The sequence below is a fragment of the Martinezella lusitana genome, from assembly GCF_016901135.1.
Classification (GTDB): Bacteria; Pseudomonadota; Alphaproteobacteria; order Rhizobiales; family Rhizobiaceae; genus Rhizobium; species Rhizobium lusitanum_D.
Genome location: NZ_JAFEVL010000042.1, coordinates 82399 through 99386, shown reverse-complemented (window position 1 = coordinate 99386; position 16988 = coordinate 82399). Strand labels below are relative to the sequence as shown.

The following is a 16988-nucleotide window of genomic DNA, read 5'->3' as shown; positions in this document are numbered from 1 at the left end:
TTGCCATTCTGATCGGCGCAAAACGACGGCCGGCCGTCGATCCGACGGCGTATGCGGTGCGGCAGCCATTTCGGCTCTTTGGCCCATGGTCGCAATCCAGGCGAACATTTCCGAACATGAAAGAAAACACCGCAATCCGGCGGCGCAATAGAACTCGCTCTGGGAAAACTCCATCCACATTCCTCCAGGAGCCAAATCATTGCTGAGAAGATCTATCGCCGGCGTCGTGCTGATTGCCCTGTGCTCGACTGTTGCGGGCTGCACGACCGCCGATCCGACCGTCTATTCCGGTCTGGCCTCGGCGCCGCAGCTTCAGCCTAACAGCCAGGACGAAACGGGCCGCACGCCCTACAGGTACAAGGGGCAGGTCGATTGGCGGTCGTATAGCAAAATCATCGTCGACCCTGTCTCGATCTACAATGGTTCGGACAATCAGTTCGTCAAGATGGCCGAAAACGATAAGTCGCTGCTTGCAAGCTATATGCGGGAGCAATTTGCCGAAAAGCTCAGAACACGCTTTGCAATCGCAAGCATTCCCGGCCCCGCCACCTTGAGACTTCATTTGACGCTCACCGGAGCAAAGACGACCACACCGGTCCTCGGTCCATTCTCGCACATTGATGTCGGTGGCGGAGCCTACAACGCCGTTCAGGCTGCTCGCGGTCGTGAGGGCTCCATGACGGGCTCGGTAAATTATGCCGTGGAACTCTACGATGCACCGACCAATCGCCTTTTGCTCGCCTATGTGACGAAGCAATATCCCAACGCCATGAATGTCGGGGCAAGCTTTTCGTCGCTGGAGGCTTCTAAGGTCGGTATTCGCAAAGGCGCCGATGCTTTGTTAGCAGAGATGAAGTAACCGGGCGCGTAAGCCTGCCGCCACCATCATCTTTCAGGCTCGCCGCCTTTGATGCCGCGGCGAGGACTTTGTGCTGCCAGCCGATCAGCTTGCGCAATAACTGCGCGAGGCCTCAAGGTTTGTTGCGCTCGGAGCTATCCGTGGCGTCCGGTGTCGCTCGATCCGGAACCGCTTCAAAAATCTCCGATAGGGTCTTCAGGATGCGCTGCACGCCCGGATGGTCGCAGGTATAGTATCGGAATTGCGCATGGCGGCGCACCTTGACGATTCCCGACTGATGAAGCCGCGTCAAATGCTGGCTGAGAGCCGATTGCGATATTCCAAGCCTTTTGGCCAGGCTATTGACGTCCTCCTCATGATCCGACAGGTGGATGCAAACCTCCAGGCGTTTCGGATTGGAGAGCTGGCTTAGAAGATCTGCGTGATAAATGATGCGCTCATCTTCTTTTGTCTGATCAGAATACATGACGCGACCGTTCGTTATTAGCGAAAGCTGTTCAATCTTCGGAGTTCAGGCGGCACGCGATGATAAACGCAAACGTTGCAAAATTATGCTCTGATTTGTTGCAATACGTTGCGCTCACGCGGAGCAACCGGACCTCCCATTCAGGCCGATTGTCGTTTATAGGCCTTTCGTGACGCGACAACTAGGGCCTGAGCGCAATTTGGGAATATGTGCGCAAGTCGTTTTACAATTATTCTGTAACAAAATCGAACGAACTGCCTTGTTTTTGTCCGGCTTTTGACATCGCACTGCTAATTAAGCGGTTTATCTTCTGCTCTAACGAACAGGAGCTAACCATGACCCACCGGGACTTGACGATCGCCGAAGTTCTTAAAGATCCGCTGATCCGCCAGGTCATGCGCGCGGATCGCATATCCGTCGCCGGAATGGCGAACCTGTTGCAGGATGCGGCATTCAGACAGCGGCGCGCAGAGGCAGTCGGCGGCGATGCCGGCCAGGACCTGTCGGTCGGCCTGAAGCCAATGGCTCGCGCTCGCCTGCGTTCCGGCACGCAGGCCGATCTGCGCTGAAACCATGAATTGCGTGTGGTGGCGACAATCGCCCCGTGATCGGCGATTGTCGTGACGAAGATTCAATTCCCTGTAGTCGAGTGAACAGACGGCCCCACCGTCCTGGATCGAGGGCCGGTTTTCCGACGGCCGTATATCAAAGCGTCCCGCTTCGGTTGAGCGAAATCGCATAGACGCTGGTGGTCGCTGTTATGAAGAGCCTGTGCTTGCCGCGCCCGCCGAAGCAGAGGTTGGAAACCGTTTCGGGCACCAGGATCTTGCCCATCACATGCCCGTCAGGCGCGATGCAATGCACGCCGTCGGCTGCCGACGACCAGAGATTGCCGTCTGTATCGAGCCGCATACCGTCGGCGCAGCCCGGCGAAATCACATGGAACACTTCGCCGCCGGATAGGCGCCAGTTCTCGCCGACGCTGAAGATGCGGATGTGCTGCGGATCGCCGCTATGCATGCGGCCGGTATCGGCGACATAGAGCTTCTTCTCGTCCGGGCTGAATGCGAGCCCGTTCGGGCAATTGAAGTCCGTGAGGACCGCCTGCATCGTGCCGGAGGGATCGACGCGATAGACGTTGCAGTGCAGTTCCTGCTCGCTTCTATGCCCCTCGTAATCCGTCGCGATGCCATAATGGGGATCGGTGAACCAGATGGCGCCATCCGAGGCGACGATGACATCGTTGGGCGAATTCAGCCGCTTGCCCTCATAGCTGTCGGCGATCACCGTGATCGATCCGTCGAACTCCGTGCGCGTCACTCGCCTGCCGCCATGTTCGCAGCTGACGAGCCGGCCCTGCCGGTCGCGCGTATGGCCGTTGGAGAAGTTCGACGGCTCGCGAAAGACGCTGGTGCCGACACCCGGTATCCAGCGCATGATGCGGTTGTTGGGGATATCGGAGAACAGCAGGCAATTCAGGTCTCCGAACCAGACCGGGCCTTCCACCCAGTCGAACCCGGTGGCAATCTGCTTGACGGGAGCATTGCCGAGGACGAATTTCCCGAAGGCCGGGTCCATGATCTCGAAGAACGACATTGTGACAATACCTCCCAGAATGCTACATCGCATGATCGATGTGTTATCGATAACATATCCAAATGAGTCCGCAAGCAGGGAGGATAGTGCATGAGCCACGTTCTGGCGTCGAGTGTCTTGAGCGATGAGGGTGTGATGACGTTGCTGACATCGGCGATTTCGGCCGCCGCCGCGATGGGTCAACCGCAATGCATCGTCATCGTGGATCAGAGCGGCGTGACGCTCGGCTCCTTCCGCATGCGCGGCTCGCGTTTCCAGTCGCTGAAGAGCGCGCTTGCCAAGGCGCAGACCGCTGCCTCGATCGGCGCGCCAAGCCATTCCCTGCCGGAGCATGCCAGGTTGCTGCTGGCCGCTGCAACGCAAGGAGAGGCGACGGGACTGCGCGGCGGCTTGCCGATCCGCTTTTCGGGTACGGTCGTTGGTGGGATCGGTGTTGGATCGGGCTCCGGCGAGCAGGACGAACGGGTTGCGCTTGCCGCCCTTAGGGCGATTGGTGCCGATCTCGAATAGGATGAGCCTAACGCGTGAGATCCGCCCTCGTTTTGGTCGGATCTCACGCTATTCGTTGCGGGTCAGGCAAAGACGATTTGCGCCTTCATGGCCTTGCTGCGATCCGAAGCGATCTCGAATGCGCTGATCGCATCGGCAAGCGGCACCGAATGGGTGATGAGCGGACGCACGTCGATCAGGCGCTTGCGCATCAGGTCGACGCCGACGGCAAATTCCTCATGGAAGCGGAAGGAGCCGCGCAGCTCCAGTTCCTTGGCTGTGATCGCAATCATTGGCAGCGTCATGTCGCCGCCGATACCAAGTTGTACGATGATGCCGCGCGGCCTCAGCGCGGCGATCCCACCGACAAGAGCTGCGGCAGCGCCCGAGCACTCGTAGAGCACGTCGAAAGTGCCTTTGTCGGCCGAATAGGCGGCAAGGGCCTCAGGCTCGTCCTTGGTGTTGATGACCCTGTCGGCACCTGCCTGCTTGGCGAGCGACAGCGTGAAATCCGAAAGGTCGGTCGCTACGATCTCGGCCGCGCCAGCGCGCCGCGCTGCGAGGATCGACAAAACGCCGATCGGACCGCAACCGGTCACGAGAACCCGCTTGCCGAGCATCTCGCCGGCGCGCCGTGTTGCGTGCAGGGTAACGGCCAGTGGTTCTGCCATCGCCGCCTCGCCGGGCGTCAGGCCGTCTGCCGGGACACATTGTATTGCGTCGGCAACCAGCGTCTCGCGAAACGCGCCCTGAATATGCGGAAAGGGCATGGCGCTGCCGTAGAAGCGCATGTTGAGACACTGATTGTGCAAGCCCTGCTGGCAGTAGCGGCAGGTTCGGCAGGGGCGGGAAGGGGAGACGGCGACGAGCTGGCCGATCTCGAGGCCCTCGACGCCAGGGCCGAGCGCGACAACGGTCGCGCTGACCTCATGCCCAAGGATCATCGGCTGCTTCAAGCGAACGGTGCCGAAGCCGCCATGATGATAATAATGTAGATCGCTGCCGCAGACCCCGCCGGTCGCCAGTCTCAGCTTGACCTCTCCAGCGCCCGGTTCCTCCTCCGGATAATCCTCGATCCGCACATCCTTGGCGGCGTGAGCGACGATGGCCTTCATTGTCTTTCTCCTCAAAGAACGGGTGTGGGCAGCGGCTGGCCGGCGAAGTGTGCGGTGAGATTGTCGCGCACGAGCTGGCCCATGGCCTTGCGCGTCTCGATCGTGCCGGAGGCATGATGCGGCTGCAGCAGCACATTGTCGAGCGCCAGAAAGCGCGGGTTGAGCTTCGGCTCGCCTTCGAAGACGTCGAGCGCCGCCGATCCGAGCTTGCCGGTCTCCAACGCCTCCAGGAGGGCTTCCTCATCGATATTGGAAGCGCGGGATATATTGATCAGCATGCCTTCCGGCCCGAGCGCCTCGATCACCTGGCGTCCGACGATATGGCGGGTCGCGGCCGATGCAGCGAGCGTCACGAACAGGAAATTCGATTGCCGTGCTAATTCAACGGGATCGGCCACGAAGCTCATGTCGGATGCATAAGGTTTCGCCTCGACATCGGAATAGGCGATCTGCAGATCGAAGCCCTTCAGGCGCTTGGCGACCTCGAAACCGATGCGGCCGAGGCCGAGTACGCCTGCGCGCCGTCCCCAGACGCGGCGCTTGAGGGGATAAAGTCCCTTTTCGGTCCAACTGCCGTCGCGCACCCATGTTTCGGCGCCGAGCATGCCGCGCGATTGGCACAGCATCATGGCGACACCCAGATCGGCGACATCATTGGTCAATACGTCAGGCGTGTTCGTAACCCGAATACCGCGTTCGCGACAGGCCTGCAGATCGACCGCGTCGAAGCCGACGCCATAGACCGAAATGAGCTCTAGATTGGGGCAGGCTTCGATCATGCCGCGATTGGCGCCGAGCTCGCCGCGGGTGGCGATCGCCTTGATCGCTGGCCCGACTTCGGCAAGCAGTTCGGCCTTGTCGGCGGCCTCAAAATAACGATGGACCTGAAACGCTGCATCGAGCGGTTCCTGATCCCATTGCGGATAAGGCCCAACCTGCAGGATTGGTGGCTTGTCCATCTTTCGTCTCCTCACTTGACATCGAATGTTATCGATAACATAAACAAGGGGAGTAGTCTTTGTCGAGATAAAAAACGGAGGAAACCGTGTCTCTTGGCCTCTTCGATCTGAAAGGGCGACGCGCCCTGATTACCGGTTCATCGCAAGGTATCGGGCTTGCGCTCGCCAAGGGATTGGCGGCGGCGGGCGCCGAGCTGGTGCTCAACGGACGCGACGAGGAAAAGCTCGCCAAGGCGGCAGATAGCTTCGACGGCAAGGTTCATATTCTGCCGTTCGACGCCACGGATCACGAGGCCGCGCGCCGCGCCGTGGATGCTTTCGAGGCGGACAAGGGCGCGATCGACATCCTGATCAACAATGCCGGCATGCAGTTCCGCACGCCACTGGAAGATTTTCCCGCAGACGCCTTCGAACGGCTGCTGCGCACCAATATATCGAGCGTCTTCAACGTCGGTCAGGCCGTCGCGCGCCATATGATCAAGCGTGGCGCCGGCAAGATCATCAACATCGCGAGCGTCCAGACGGCGCTTGCACGGCCGTCGATCGCACCCTATACGGCAACCAAGGGCGCCGTCGGCAATCTCACCAAGGGCATGGCGACGGATTGGGCAAAATACGGCCTGCAGTGCAACGCCATCGCGCCCGGTTATTTCGACACGCCATTGAACGCGGCGCTGGTTGCTGACGCCGATTTCTCGGCATGGCTCGAAAAGCGCACGCCGGCCGGCCGTTGGGGGCAGGTCGAAGAGCTGGTCGGCGCGTGCATTTTCCTGGCGTCCGACGCATCCTCCTTTGTCAACGGTCATGTGCTTTATGTCGACGGCGGCATCACAGCCTCACTCTGATAAGGTGAAGCCACGCCGCTTCGTCGTCATGGGCGTCAGCGGCTGTGGCAAATCCTCGGTCGGTGCAGCACTCGCCGCCCGTCTTGCCGGTGTCTATGTCGATGGCGACGACCTGCATCCGCCGGCCAATGTCGCCAAGATGAGCGCCGGCATCCCGTTGACGGATGCTGATCGCTGGCCGTGGCTCGACAAGGTCGGCGCGTGCCTGGCAATGGCGGACGATACGGCGTTGATCGGATGCTCGGCCCTGAAGCGCGCCTATCGCGATCGGATCCGCGGGGTCGTCGGCGCGCCGGTCTCCTTCATCCATCTCGACGGCACGAAGGAGACCATCTTTCGGCGCCTGCAGGCACGGCGGGATCATTTCATGCCGTCTGCCTTGTTGGACAGCCAGTATGCAGCACTCGAGCCGCCTGATGTCGACGAGCGGGCTATCACAGTCAATATAGACCAGCCGCTAGATACGATCGTGGCGGCGATCATTGCCGCATTGGAGGAGGAGCAGTCATGAGCAACAAAGTGGCGCTGATCGGCGCCGGGGCGATGGGCGGTGCCATTGGAGCCCGCCTGGTGGAGACCGGCAACCAATTGACGGTTTTTGATCTCGACAAGGAGAAGGTGGCCGCGCTCGTTGCCAAGGGTGCGCGTGCCGCCGACAGTGCCGCGGAAGCAGCCGCGGCATCGGACTTTGTTATCCTGAGCCTGAACTCGCCGAAGATCGCGCACAGTGCGGTATTCGGTGCCGGTGGAGTCGTCGACGGGGCGAAGCGTGGGACTTTGATCATCGATATGTCCTCGATCGATCCGGATGCAACCAAGGTGCTTGCCGGCGAAGCGGCGGAGAAGGGGTTGCGCTGGGTGGACAGCCCGCTCTCCGGCGGCGCACCGAAGGCGCTGATTGGGCAGTTGACCTTGATGGCAGGCGGTGACGAACAGGACGTTTCGGATGCGCATCAAGTGCTGCGCCATGTCGCATCGAACTACACCCATATGGGGCCAGTCGGCGCGGGTCAGACGACCAAACTCATCAATCAGGTCCTCTGCGCATTGAATTTTCTGGCGGTCGCGGAAGCAACGCAGCTGGCGCTCGACGCCGGTGTGGATGCCGCCAAGATCCCGCAGGCATTGAAGGGCGGTCGGGCCGACAGCGCCATCCTTCAGGAATACATGCCGCGCTACGTGACCAAGGATTATCGCCGCACGGGCCGGATCGACAATATGGTCAAGGATCTGAACGGCGCCCAGGATCTTGCCCGACGCACCAATACCGCCATGCCGCTGACGGCTGTCTGCGCCGAGATACACCGCATGCTGACGGCCGCCGGCCTCGGCGGCGAGGACCAGGCGGCATTGATGGAATTCTTCAAGGGACCGAACAAGGAAATCGCCGGATGATTACCCGATACGCATTATTCGAAGGCAAGGTTAGGGAAGGCGAAGCGGAGGCCTTTCGCGCCGCCGTCATGGAGACGATCCTGCCGAAATGGAAGCAATTTCCCGGTGCGCTCGACGTACGCGTCACTTTTGCCCAAGCGCGTGACGAAGGTGCTCCGGAATTTCCGATGATCCTCGCTGTCAATTATCCGGACTTGGCGGCGGTCGAGGTTGCCCTTGCCAGTCCCGTTCGGACCGAAGCGCGTGCGGCAACGGACGCCGTGCTGTCACGCTTCTTCGAAGGGCGCATTCATCATCATGTGACGCTCGCCCATGAGTTCCAGCTTTAGGCCAATCTCCTGAGACAATCGTTACGCGGGGCCGAAAGGCTCCGCATTTCGCATTGTCTGGATGACTGAAAGACGCTCTTGCTATTGGCAGGAAAGCCATATTACTCTCATGGTAACGATAACATAAGGCCATTGATGAGTAGCAATCGCAAACCGCCCACTATGGCAGACATAGCCCGCGTCATGGGAGTTTCTCCGATGACGGTGTCTCGTGCATTCAAGGCGGACAGTCTCGTCAGCCCGGAGACCCGGGAAGCGATCCTGAAGGCGGCGGAAGATCTGGGTTATGTTTTCGACAGCACGGCCTCCAACCTGCGTTCGCAAAAGTCCGATTTTGTCGCCGTCACCATTCCCTCCATCAACAACGCCAATTTCGCCGACACGGTCGGCGGCCTTTCCGACACGCTGGCCAAGCGGGGAATGCAGATCCTGCTTGGCTATACGAATTACGATATCGAGGAGGAGGAGCGGCTGATCGAGCAGCTTCTGCGCCGCAAGCCGCAGGCGCTCGTGGTGACTGGTGGCTCGCACACGGCGCGAGCGCGCCGTCTTCTACAGACGGTGGCCATCCCGATCATCGAGACCTGGGATATTCCGGCCGATCCAATCGACCACTTTGTCGGTTTTTCCAACGGGGCGGTCATGCGCGATATGGTGGACCACTTCGTCGCCTCGGGCTGTCGGCGTATCGCCTTTATCGGTGGTGACGTTCAGCGGGATTCGCGCGGCAGCGAGCGCCGGCTTGGCTTCATTGCTGCGATGCAGGCGCATGGCCTCGACGCTTCGAGACTGATCGCCGCGGGACCTCCGCCGATTTCAATGCGCGAGGGCGCCAATGCCATGGCGAAGCTGATCGAGATCTATCCGGACACTGAGGCGGTCGTTTGTGTTTCCGACCTTGCCGCTTATGGCGCGCTGACGGAATGTCGCCGGCTGGGCGTCCCCGTGCCGGAGCGCTTTTCCATAGGCGGGTTCGGCAATTATGAAATCGGCGAGGTATGCGTACCGACGCTGACCACGATCAACGCCTTTGCCAGGGAAATCGGCGAGCAAACCGCCCAGCTGATCCTCGATATTCTCGACAATGCGCAGCCGGTCGGCAATGTCAGGATTTCACCGCAACTGATCGTCCGTGATAGCAGCGGCAGCTTCAATCCGTGCCTTAAATGAAATGGCGCGGCCCGAAGACCGCGCCATTTCCGTGCAACTGGGATCACTTGCCCCAGATTTTCTTATACTGATCTCTATAGCCGTTGTCCGGGTCGAAGCTGTTCTTCGGGCCACCGTCGGATTGTATGTTGTCTGATGTCACCACATGCAGCGGCGACAGATATCCGGACCATTTCTCGCCGGAAAGGGCGCGATTGAGCTCGTCGACCAGCTGCCAGCCCTGGAGATTGAGCGGCTCGGCAACGGTCACCTTTTGATACTGGCTGGCGCGAATGCGCTCATAGGCCGATTGCGAGCCATCACCGGCAGCGACGTTGATCGGCGCATCGGTTCCGCCCTTGCCGGCGGAGGCGAGCGACGGACCCATGAAGTCGAAATAGAGGTCGTTGATGGCAAGCGAATGGGTCCAGCTGTCTCCATATTTCTGCAGCAGCGACGTGGTCAGCTGCGGCATGCGCTGCGACGTCTCGGCGATCGGCGTATCGACATATTCCAGCACCTTGCCGCCCAGACGTTCGATCTCGACCTTCATCCTGTCGGCCTTGGCGATGGCGATCGCATAGGTCGAGTCCGTGAAGATGATCACGCCCGGCTTGCCCTTGGCATCGACGAAGGCCCAGTCGGCGGCCGCTTTCGAGACTTCCATGGCATCGGTGCTGACATTTGCGAACAATCCGCTCTTGTCATCGGGGCCGATGACCGGGCCTGCGTGCCAAGCGACCAGCGGGATCTTTGCGGCTTTTGCCTCTTCCAGCGCCGGCGCCTGCTCGACCGCATCGAAGCCGTCGATGATGATGCCGTCGGGCTTGAGCGCCATGGCTTGACCGAAAGCGGCCGTGCGTCCGCCGATCGAGCCCGCGCCATCGAGAACCTTCACCTGCCAGCCGATCGCCTTGGCCGCTTCCTCGACGCCGTTGCTGACGCCGAGAATGCCGCCGTTCTTGAGATCGCCGGCGAGAACGACGATCGTCTTGCCCGTCTGCGCTTTAGGGCCAGTCGCCGGGCCGTCCCATTTGGTGACCGCTGTCGCATATTTGTCCACGACGGCTTTCGCATCCGCCATCGGATCGGCATAGGCATGGCTGGCGCACAACACGAATACGGCTGTCGTGGCCTGCAGGAATTGTCTGCGTTTCATTTCGTCTCCTCCCATTGGACGTTCAAACTGATATGATTTTCATTTCTCCGCTGGCATCGCGGACAGTTGCGGTTTCTGGGCCGGAGCCATGCGCCCGGCGTGGCTGCGCCGGCGCTGCGCATATCCGGCGATGCCGATGGCAACGAGCAGGGTGACGCCGTTGAACAGCGGCTCGACATAGAAGGAGCCGCCGAACTGCTGGATGCCGGCGATGCCGACCGCAAGAATAATGACGCCGATCATCGTGCCCCAGACATTGACGCGGCCGGGCTTGATCGTGGTAGAGCCGAGGAACGCACCGACCAGCGCCGGCAGAAGATATTCCAGCCCGACGCTTGCCTGCCCGATGCGCAGCTTGGAGGCGAGCAGGACGCCGGCAATGGCGGCAAGCGTGCCCGAGGTGACGAAGGCGCCGATGACGAAGCGGCGGACAGGGATGCCGTTCAGGGCAGCGGCCTTCGGGTTTGCGCCGATCGCATAGATGTAACGACCGATCGGCAGATATTCGAGGACGATCCACATCACGAAGGCGAGGACAAGGACATAGATGCCGGTGATCGGCAGGCCGAACACCATGGTGCCGTTCAGTGCGTAGAAACCCTGCGGCAACATGCCGACCACCTGCCGGCCGCCGGTGTGCCAGAGCGCGATGGCGTAAAGGACGGTGCCGGTGCCGAGTGTTGCGATGAAGCTGTCGATCTTGGCGATCTCTACCAAGAGCCCATTCAGGAAGCCGGTGAAGGCGCCGAGCAGGATGACGATGAGGACCGCGACGGGCCAGGGCAGGCCGAACATCGTCTGCAGGCTGATCGCGAGCACATGCCAGAGCACGATGCCGTAGCCGATCGTCAGATCGATGCGGCCCGCCGCCATCGGGATCATCGCCGCCAGCGACAGGATCGCGATGATGGTCTTGTCTGAAATGATCGAGCGCAGATTCAGCATCGTCGGGAAGGTCTGCGGCAGCAGAATGGAAAACAGCAAGATCAGAAGGGCCGTCAGGATGACGAGGCCGTAGACCGGCAGAAGGCGCTGGATTTTCTGGCTGAAGCTCATTGCCGCCAGCTCGGAGCGAGTGGGTTCGAGCGCGTTGGATTCGATCGATTGCATGGTTTTCCTCTCCGGTTCAGGCCGCTTCGGATGCAGATGCGGCGGCGATCACCGCCGGCGTTGTCAGGTCGGCGCCGCTGAGTTCACGCACGATCTGGCCGCGTGAGAACACAAGGGCACGATGGCAGATGTGGGCGATTTCCTCGAAATCGGTGGAAACGACGAGTACGGCAAGGCCGGCTTCCACCGCCTCGGCGATCAGCCGATAGATGTCAGCCTTGGCGCCGACATCGACGCCGGCGGTCGGATCTTCGGCGATCAGCAGCTTCCGGCCGGTTGCCAGCCATCGTCCCACAACGACCTTTTGCTGGTTGCCGCCCGACAGGGCCTCGATCGCAAGGCTTTGGTCATTGGGCCTGAGCCCGACCCGGCTGCCGAGCGAATAAGCCTTCTCCGCTTCGCGGCGCGGCGAGAGGAACGACATCAGGCCACGCCCGGAGGCGCCAGGATTGAGAAAGGTGTTTTCGCGCAGGCTGAGCGACATCGCGACCGACTCTTCGGTGCGGTCCCTGGCAATCAGGCCGATGCCGGACGCCATGGCGGCGACCGGGCTCGAAAGGTTGGGTTCTACACCGTTCAGCCATACCGTGCCGCTCGAGGGCTCGCAGCCGAACAGCGCGCGTCCGATCAGTTCCTGGCCCGCACCTCGCAATCCGACAAGGCCGAGAAGCTCCCCTTGCCGGATATCGAAGGATACCGGTCCCGCGCCGCGGCAGGCGAGATCCTTGACCGAGACGATGGCCGGACCCGTCATTCGTTCCGCCTTGACGAACAATTGGTCGGCCTTGCGCCCGACGATCATCCGGATGAGTTCGTCCGACGTGGTTTCGGAAACGGGCTTCTGTCCCACCAGTTGTCCGTCGCGCAGGACAGCGACGCGGTCGGCAATGCGGAAGATCTCATCCAGCCGGTGCGAGACGTAGATCATCGCCACGCCGCGCTCCTTGAGCGGGCGAATGGCCGCAAATAGCTTTTCGACCTCATCGGCAGGCAAGCTGGCTGTCGGTTCGTCGAGGACCAGAACGTCTGCCTCGACAGCGAGTGCGCGGGCAATCGCCACCAGCGACTTTTCCGTTCTCGTCAATTCCTGGACGCGCGTCGAGGGATCGAAGTCACAGCCGACAAGCTTCAGGGCCTCTGCCGTACGTCGCTCGGTTGCCCGCCAGTCGATCAGGCGGCCGCGCAGCGAATAGCCTTGCGCAAGCCCGACATTCTCGCCCACCGTCATCCATTCGATCAAGCCGAGATCCTGATGAATGAAGGCGATCGGCTGGCGCTGGTTAGGCTGTGGCGGTCGGTGCTGATAGGGCTTGCCGCGAAACAGGATATGTCCGCCATCCGGCTTGTAGATGCCGGCCAATGTCTTGATGAGCGTTGATTTGCCCGCGCCGTTTTCGCCGAGAAGCGCGAGGATTTCCCCCTGCTTCAGATCGAGCGAGACATTCGACAGGGCACGCGTTCCACCAAACTCCTTGGTGATATCGCAGAATTCGAGCAGCTTTCCGTCGTCCATCCCGCTCCTCCCAAAGCTTAGATGGGAGGAGGCTATGTTATCGATAACATTCCGTCAAGAGGCTCCACGCTGACATGATGCTTCCTGCCGGTTTCGTGCGTCGATGGGAAGGTTGTGGCGCGGCAGTAGCTATGAATTTCTTTATGATTAAAATAAATCCACAGATGTTCGCAATCATCACACGAATACCGAAACAATCGATAATCTAATTCATGGTACTAATCACAAAACTACTATTGCTCTCCGGATACAATATTTCTTGGGTAGTGCGTTTCGGCTAAGAATGCTCTAGAGTTAATTTACAGCAAGGGTGTAAATTAAGATATACTCGCGTTGTCGTTGAGCAATATCTCGGGAGGCGCGCCCCCAGGCGCTGAAGAGGGCTATATTTGAGATACGTCACTCAATCTATGTTCAAGATCGAAGAGGCCGATGCCGAGGAGATGACGGCACACTATGCCAGGACCTTGTTTCCCGCCGTCGTCGAACCTTTGCATCGGCGTGCGCTGATCTCGGTTGAAGACCGGCATTACACGGTCGGCTATTGCAGCATCTGGAACGGCAAATGCAATTCCGGCATGAGCGTGTCACTCTCGGGCGGTCCGGATGCCTACGGGCTTTATATTCCATCCTCGGGCGGGATGGCGATCGATGTGGGATACAGGGAGCTTGTGTCGAAGCCGGGCGAGGGGCTGGTGGGTGATATGTCCTCGTTCGAAAGGCTGACATTGCACGAGCAGCGCAGCCATATGGGCATTGTGTTCGAGAAATCGGCGCTGATCCGGCAATTGAGTGAACTGCTCGACGCCCCTGTCCTCGACGATCTGGAGTTTACCGATACCGTCGACCTGTCGTCGGCGAGAGGCATGCAGATCGCGACCCTCGGAAATCTTGTCTGGCAGAGCCTGACGGCGGAAGATGCTGACCGATCCTCCTCCACATTCACTGAACATCTGTTGCAGGCGATGATGATCGCGCTGCTCGAAGCCGTGCCGCACAACTATTCGGAACGAATGCAGAAGCCGGCTTCACCGGCCATACCCAGGCGGTTGAAACGGGCGATAGAATACATGCATGCCAATGTCGGCTCAAACATGGGTATCGCCGAAATCGCGCGTGAAGCCGGCACGAGCGTTCGCGCGCTACAAGCCGCCTTTCAGCAGTTCAAGGATACGACGCCTCTCAACTACTTACGAACGATACGCCTGCAAGGCGCACGCGGGGCATTGATGGATCTTGCCCGTTCGCAGGCGGTCGCCGAAATTGCGCGTAGTTGGGGATTTTCACATATGGGGCGCTTTGCAGCCCTCTATCATCAAGCTTTCGGCGAAATGCCTTCCGACACAGCCAGGCTACGCCGCAGCGACGACCGATAGGGTCACTCGGCATTTGTATCATCAATACGGACGGGCACCGACGGGTTGGAACTATTCGCCGACTGCGTTCACGATACGGCAAAGGTTTTTACCGACGTCGGGAGTCACTTGCCCTGGCTGCACGATAAACACAGCATCGACGCGGCTGCCTTTGCCATTCTTGCGGACGTCCGCAGCCGGTATTTTGATCTAGACCAGGCGACGGGTGGTACGAACGTCCCATAGTTCGTTTTTGACGTCAATAGCGCACGCCGTGAGGGAACTTGCCGCAAAAAGGGCGCCGCTTCCAAGACCAGTCGTGCAAGTCCCTGGCATCATGATCTTGCTAGATCTGTTGCTATCGGGTGGGGTCCATCATCGAATAGTAATCCCAATCTGAGAGAGTTTACTGCAGATCACCTGTGTTGCAGATTATCCACTTTGCGCTGAAAATTCATGCCATGCACAACTTGACGCCGCGCTCGCTTGACTTGCAATAAAATGTCATTGTACGAATTTCATGGTTGCGCTGTGGAGGCGCAGCTCATTCTGCAAGGGGTGGCATTTGTCCTTTGGAATGAAAGCTTACCGGCTGATGGGCGTTTCAGTTGGTGGGCAGAATGTGGGGCGCACTTGCACAACGATTCTGTTTGTGGGGCAGAGCACGTCCCTGGTGCACGTGCTCGTAGTCGAGACTTATATGTTCACGGAAATGGCAATAGCCAAAAAGCCGTGGCACGTCAGCTTGGTCAAAGCATCACTATAAGATCGCCTCGTGATAGGTATTGCGATGTCGTGGGAGAGGCGGTTTCCACTAGATTGCACTTAACTGCCATTGAAGCCAATTTCTCTCGCCTATCTCGATCGAAAAAGACGCGATTAGCTACTGTAAAGTATTGCCGCACTGTCATAGCGCAGCAGCGTCCAAATCCTCACTCAAGCGGGTATCGCGACAAACAGCTCTGTGTCGGGCGCCGTTCGTTGCGGGCAGCAGGTGCGTTTGCGGATATTAGTCAATGAATTCCAAACAAACTTCCAAGCCAAGGTGAACGTGTGCGGATTTTAAGCTTACAGCGACAACAAGGGGACAATTGGCAATGATAATTCCCAATCTTCCGTGGATTATCGGCCCGGTGCCAATCTTGCTTACGCTTTGGTCTATTTATGACTATGCGAGCGCGTTGCGTAATAGGGAGGTGGCAGCCGGGGCCCATGTTGCGGCGGCATACTTGCTCCCCGTGGGAATTGTATCTCTGCTTGCGCAGTTGCTTTTTTCGCAGAACATACTTCCACTTATTCTAGTATCTTCCCAAATATTATCTGCAATTATTGCGGTTTCGTTAATTTTATATTTGAATTATTCTAGTTCTGGATCTGCTTTTTTGAGAAAAAAAACTTCTTCTGTAACATATGGATTTGAATATATTACGATGGCATCGTTAGTTATCGTATTTATTATTAATATAATGATTGTTTATTCGGATCCGCTATCTCCGTGTACTATAGGTAAATGCTATGTACTTGAATATACATTTGGATCTAAGAGTGATATTTTCAGCAATGTATATATGATTGGAGTGGTGGGGGCATTTTTCTTATCAGTATTTATTGTTGGTGTTTACAGTATATTCTTCAAACGTAAGGGCTAATCCAGCAAACATCGTGGGAATGATAGGGGGGCGCAATGGGTAATGTGATTTCAGACATAGTATCAGAGCTTCCGACCGCTGGGGAGGTGAATGATGCGGCAACATATGGTCAATATGCCGCTGGGCTGGGCCAAACCGTTGCCGGGCTGAAAATATGGAGTAATTACGTTCGTGCGCCAACCAATCGCCTGCCCAGCGTGCAAGCAAAGCTTGGCTGGGTAAATACCCAGACAGCAAGAGCAGCGTTCAGAGAAATTGGCGCTAGCACGGAGAATTTCTCTATATCCTCGAATGCAGCTATCGGCAGGGGATTGGGGCGGGCCTTATCCCCATATCTAGGCCCGATCACCTGGGCAGAAAACCTTTATGACTTAGCGACTTACGACGGTCCAAATCCAGCCTCCAGGTTTTTTGGCATCCTAGCTGACGACGCGACTGGCTACGTTGTTGGCTCAGTGGCAACCACTTTTGCCATGCAGGGAATGGCGGTCTTGGCCGCAGCGGAAATCATCTCTGGTCCAGTCGGCTGGGCCGCTTTAGGTATTGGTGTGACGGCATCATTCCTATACTCGAAATACGGGGGTACGACGGTCCGCGATGGCGTGACTCATTTCCTGGATAACCTACCAACGCCGTCAGTTCCAACGCCGGGCATTCGTTTGCCGCCCATCGCGCCTACGGCCGGTGATTTCATCAACACCGTAACACCTGGTGTTGCGCAACCGAGTATAGCTCCACCGCAACTGGACGTACCTATCCCTCCGGTGGTTCCTGATAAAATTCCAAACCCTGCGGATGCGTTTTCAGGTTTGTTCGGAGGAGGGAGCTTCGGTGGATCTCAGTCAGGTGGCGGTGCTAGCGGCGGTGGCCACTATGATGGCGACCCTGATGCGGGGGGCGGTGGAACTGGCAGCGTTGGCACTCGCTCTGGCGGGACGGGCGGTGGCACCCGTTCTGGCGGTACGCGTGGTGGCGGCCAGGGTGTGAACGGCGGTGCGCC

18 protein-coding genes are annotated in these 16988 nt (G+C 58.8%); 11 read left to right on the top strand and 7 right to left on the bottom strand.

Translation table 11 applies throughout. The annotated features are described in order from the left end of the window. Positions 1 to 199 precede the first annotated feature (199 nt). A complete protein-coding gene (locus tag JTP94_RS14750; RefSeq protein ID WP_246754975.1) occupies positions 200 to 859 on the top strand; it encodes a DUF3313 domain-containing protein in 660 nt (219 codons plus the stop codon). Positions 860 to 971: 112 nt separating this feature from the next. Here the strand turns inward: JTP94_RS14750 and JTP94_RS14745 are convergent, their stop codons facing one another. Beyond that, entirely contained in the window at positions 972 to 1325 is a 354-nt protein-coding gene (locus JTP94_RS14745; RefSeq protein WP_204851236.1) for a helix-turn-helix transcriptional regulator, read from the bottom strand. 335 nt (positions 1326 to 1660) lie between these two features. On the opposite strand from JTP94_RS14745, the gene JTP94_RS14740 reads away from it, so the two are divergent. After that, positions 1661 to 1894: a hypothetical protein gene (locus JTP94_RS14740; RefSeq protein WP_034511385.1), complete on the top strand. Its 234-nt coding sequence runs from the start codon at positions 1661 to 1663 to the stop codon at positions 1892 to 1894. A 136-nt stretch (positions 1895 to 2030) separates the two neighbouring features. On the opposite strand, the gene JTP94_RS14735 is transcribed toward JTP94_RS14740, so the two are convergent. Continuing rightward, positions 2031 to 2921: an SMP-30/gluconolactonase/LRE family protein gene (locus JTP94_RS14735; RefSeq protein ID WP_204851235.1), complete on the bottom strand. Its 891-nt coding sequence runs from the start codon at positions 2919 to 2921 to the stop codon at positions 2031 to 2033. 90 nt (positions 2922 to 3011) lie between these two features. On the opposite strand from JTP94_RS14735, the gene JTP94_RS14730 reads away from it, so the two are divergent. Continuing rightward, a complete protein-coding gene (locus tag JTP94_RS14730; protein WP_204851234.1) occupies positions 3012 to 3431 on the top strand; it encodes a heme-binding protein in 420 nt (139 codons plus the stop codon). A 62-nt stretch (positions 3432 to 3493) separates the two neighbouring features. On the opposite strand, the gene JTP94_RS14725 is transcribed toward JTP94_RS14730, so the two are convergent. Together JTP94_RS14725 and JTP94_RS14720 are read right to left on the bottom strand one after the other, a co-directional pair. Further along, positions 3494 to 4525, bottom strand: coding sequence for an L-idonate 5-dehydrogenase (locus JTP94_RS14725; RefSeq protein ID WP_204851233.1), 1032 nt, complete (start codon positions 4523 to 4525; stop codon positions 3494 to 3496). An 11-nt stretch (positions 4526 to 4536) separates the two neighbouring features. Then, complete coding sequence (locus JTP94_RS14720; protein ID WP_204851232.1) at positions 4537 to 5484, bottom strand: 2-hydroxyacid dehydrogenase; 948 nt, start codon at positions 5482 to 5484, stop codon at positions 4537 to 4539. Between the two features lie 86 nt (positions 5485 to 5570). Here JTP94_RS14720 and JTP94_RS14715 point away from each other — a divergent pair, with 86 nt between their 5' ends. From JTP94_RS14715 to JTP94_RS14695, 5 genes are all read left to right on the top strand, one after another. Further along, positions 5571 to 6329: an SDR family oxidoreductase gene (locus JTP94_RS14715; RefSeq protein ID WP_204851231.1), complete on the top strand. Its 759-nt coding sequence runs from the start codon at positions 5571 to 5573 to the stop codon at positions 6327 to 6329. Beyond that, complete coding sequence (locus tag JTP94_RS14710; RefSeq protein WP_204851230.1) at positions 6298 to 6840, top strand: gluconokinase; 543 nt, start codon at positions 6298 to 6300, stop codon at positions 6838 to 6840. Before JTP94_RS14715 ends, JTP94_RS14710 begins: the two co-directional genes overlap by 32 nt. Then, a complete protein-coding gene (locus JTP94_RS14705; protein ID WP_204851229.1) occupies positions 6837 to 7724 on the top strand; it encodes an NAD(P)-dependent oxidoreductase in 888 nt (295 codons plus the stop codon). The genes JTP94_RS14710 and JTP94_RS14705 overlap by 4 nt, the downstream gene beginning before the upstream one ends. Next, positions 7721 to 8053: a hypothetical protein gene (locus tag JTP94_RS14700; protein ID WP_204851228.1), complete on the top strand. Its 333-nt coding sequence runs from the start codon at positions 7721 to 7723 to the stop codon at positions 8051 to 8053. The genes JTP94_RS14705 and JTP94_RS14700 overlap by 4 nt, the downstream gene beginning before the upstream one ends. 135 nt (positions 8054 to 8188) lie before the next feature. Next, entirely contained in the window at positions 8189 to 9223 is a 1035-nt protein-coding gene (locus JTP94_RS14695; RefSeq protein ID WP_204851227.1) for a LacI family DNA-binding transcriptional regulator, read from the top strand. A gap of 43 nt (positions 9224 to 9266) precedes the next feature. Here the strand turns inward: JTP94_RS14695 and JTP94_RS14690 are convergent, their stop codons facing one another. From JTP94_RS14690 to JTP94_RS14680, 3 genes are read right to left on the bottom strand one after another with little or no spacing between them, the layout of a single operon-like run. Then, entirely contained in the window at positions 9267 to 10361 is a 1095-nt protein-coding gene (locus JTP94_RS14690) for a substrate-binding domain-containing protein (RefSeq protein WP_204851226.1), read from the bottom strand. Between the two features lie 39 nt (positions 10362 to 10400). Continuing rightward, positions 10401 to 11471, bottom strand: coding sequence for an ABC transporter permease (locus JTP94_RS14685; protein ID WP_204851225.1), 1071 nt, complete (start codon positions 11469 to 11471; stop codon positions 10401 to 10403). 16 nt (positions 11472 to 11487) lie between these two features. Next, complete coding sequence (locus JTP94_RS14680; protein WP_204851224.1) at positions 11488 to 12984, bottom strand: sugar ABC transporter ATP-binding protein; 1497 nt, start codon at positions 12982 to 12984, stop codon at positions 11488 to 11490. A gap of 389 nt (positions 12985 to 13373) precedes the next feature. Between JTP94_RS14680 and JTP94_RS14675 the strand changes: the two genes are divergently transcribed. The 3 genes from JTP94_RS14675 to JTP94_RS35785 all read left to right on the top strand — a co-directional run bounded on the left by JTP94_RS14675 (position 13374) and on the right by JTP94_RS35785 (position 16975). Continuing rightward, positions 13374 to 14360, top strand: coding sequence for an AraC family transcriptional regulator (locus JTP94_RS14675; RefSeq protein ID WP_204851223.1), 987 nt, complete (start codon positions 13374 to 13376; stop codon positions 14358 to 14360). 1076 nt (positions 14361 to 15436) lie between these two features. Further along, on the top strand, positions 15437 to 15988 hold the full coding sequence (locus tag JTP94_RS14670) for a hypothetical protein (protein ID WP_204851222.1): 552 nt from the start codon (positions 15437 to 15439) through the stop codon (positions 15986 to 15988). Between the two features lie 864 nt (positions 15989 to 16852). After that, positions 16853 to 16975: a hypothetical protein gene (locus tag JTP94_RS35785; RefSeq protein ID WP_281434802.1), complete on the top strand. Its 123-nt coding sequence runs from the start codon at positions 16853 to 16855 to the stop codon at positions 16973 to 16975. Positions 16976 to 16988: the final 13 nt, after the last annotated feature.

Excerpts from the sequence above, each read along its gene's own strand:
- JTP94_RS14745 (WP_204851236.1), bottom strand. The coding sequence starts at position 1,325 with ATGTATTCTGATCAGACAAAAGAAGATGAGCGCATCATTTATCACGCA.
- JTP94_RS14740 (WP_034511385.1), top strand. The coding sequence starts at position 1,661 with ATGACCCACCGGGACTTGACGATCGCCGAAGTTCTTAAAGATCCGCTG.
- JTP94_RS14735 (WP_204851235.1), bottom strand. The coding sequence starts at position 2,921 with ATGTCGTTCTTCGAGATCATGGACCCGGCCTTCGGGAAATTCGTCCTC.
- JTP94_RS14730 (WP_204851234.1), top strand. The coding sequence starts at position 3,012 with ATGAGCCACGTTCTGGCGTCGAGTGTCTTGAGCGATGAGGGTGTGATG.
- JTP94_RS14725 (WP_204851233.1), bottom strand. The coding sequence starts at position 4,525 with ATGAAGGCCATCGTCGCTCACGCCGCCAAGGATGTGCGGATCGAGGAT.
- JTP94_RS14720 (WP_204851232.1), bottom strand. The coding sequence starts at position 5,484 with ATGGACAAGCCACCAATCCTGCAGGTTGGGCCTTATCCGCAATGGGAT.
- JTP94_RS14710 (WP_204851230.1), top strand. The coding sequence starts at position 6,298 with ATGTCGACGGCGGCATCACAGCCTCACTCTGATAAGGTGAAGCCACGC.
- JTP94_RS14705 (WP_204851229.1), top strand. The coding sequence starts at position 6,837 with ATGAGCAACAAAGTGGCGCTGATCGGCGCCGGGGCGATGGGCGGTGCC.
- JTP94_RS14700 (WP_204851228.1), top strand. The coding sequence starts at position 7,721 with ATGATTACCCGATACGCATTATTCGAAGGCAAGGTTAGGGAAGGCGAA.
- JTP94_RS14695 (WP_204851227.1), top strand. The coding sequence starts at position 8,189 with ATGAGTAGCAATCGCAAACCGCCCACTATGGCAGACATAGCCCGCGTC.
- JTP94_RS14690 (WP_204851226.1), bottom strand. The coding sequence starts at position 10,361 with ATGAAACGCAGACAATTCCTGCAGGCCACGACAGCCGTATTCGTGTTG.
- JTP94_RS14685 (WP_204851225.1), bottom strand. The coding sequence starts at position 11,471 with ATGCAATCGATCGAATCCAACGCGCTCGAACCCACTCGCTCCGAGCTG.
- JTP94_RS14680 (WP_204851224.1), bottom strand. The coding sequence starts at position 12,984 with ATGGACGACGGAAAGCTGCTCGAATTCTGCGATATCACCAAGGAGTTT.
- JTP94_RS14670 (WP_204851222.1), top strand. The coding sequence starts at position 15,437 with ATGATAATTCCCAATCTTCCGTGGATTATCGGCCCGGTGCCAATCTTG.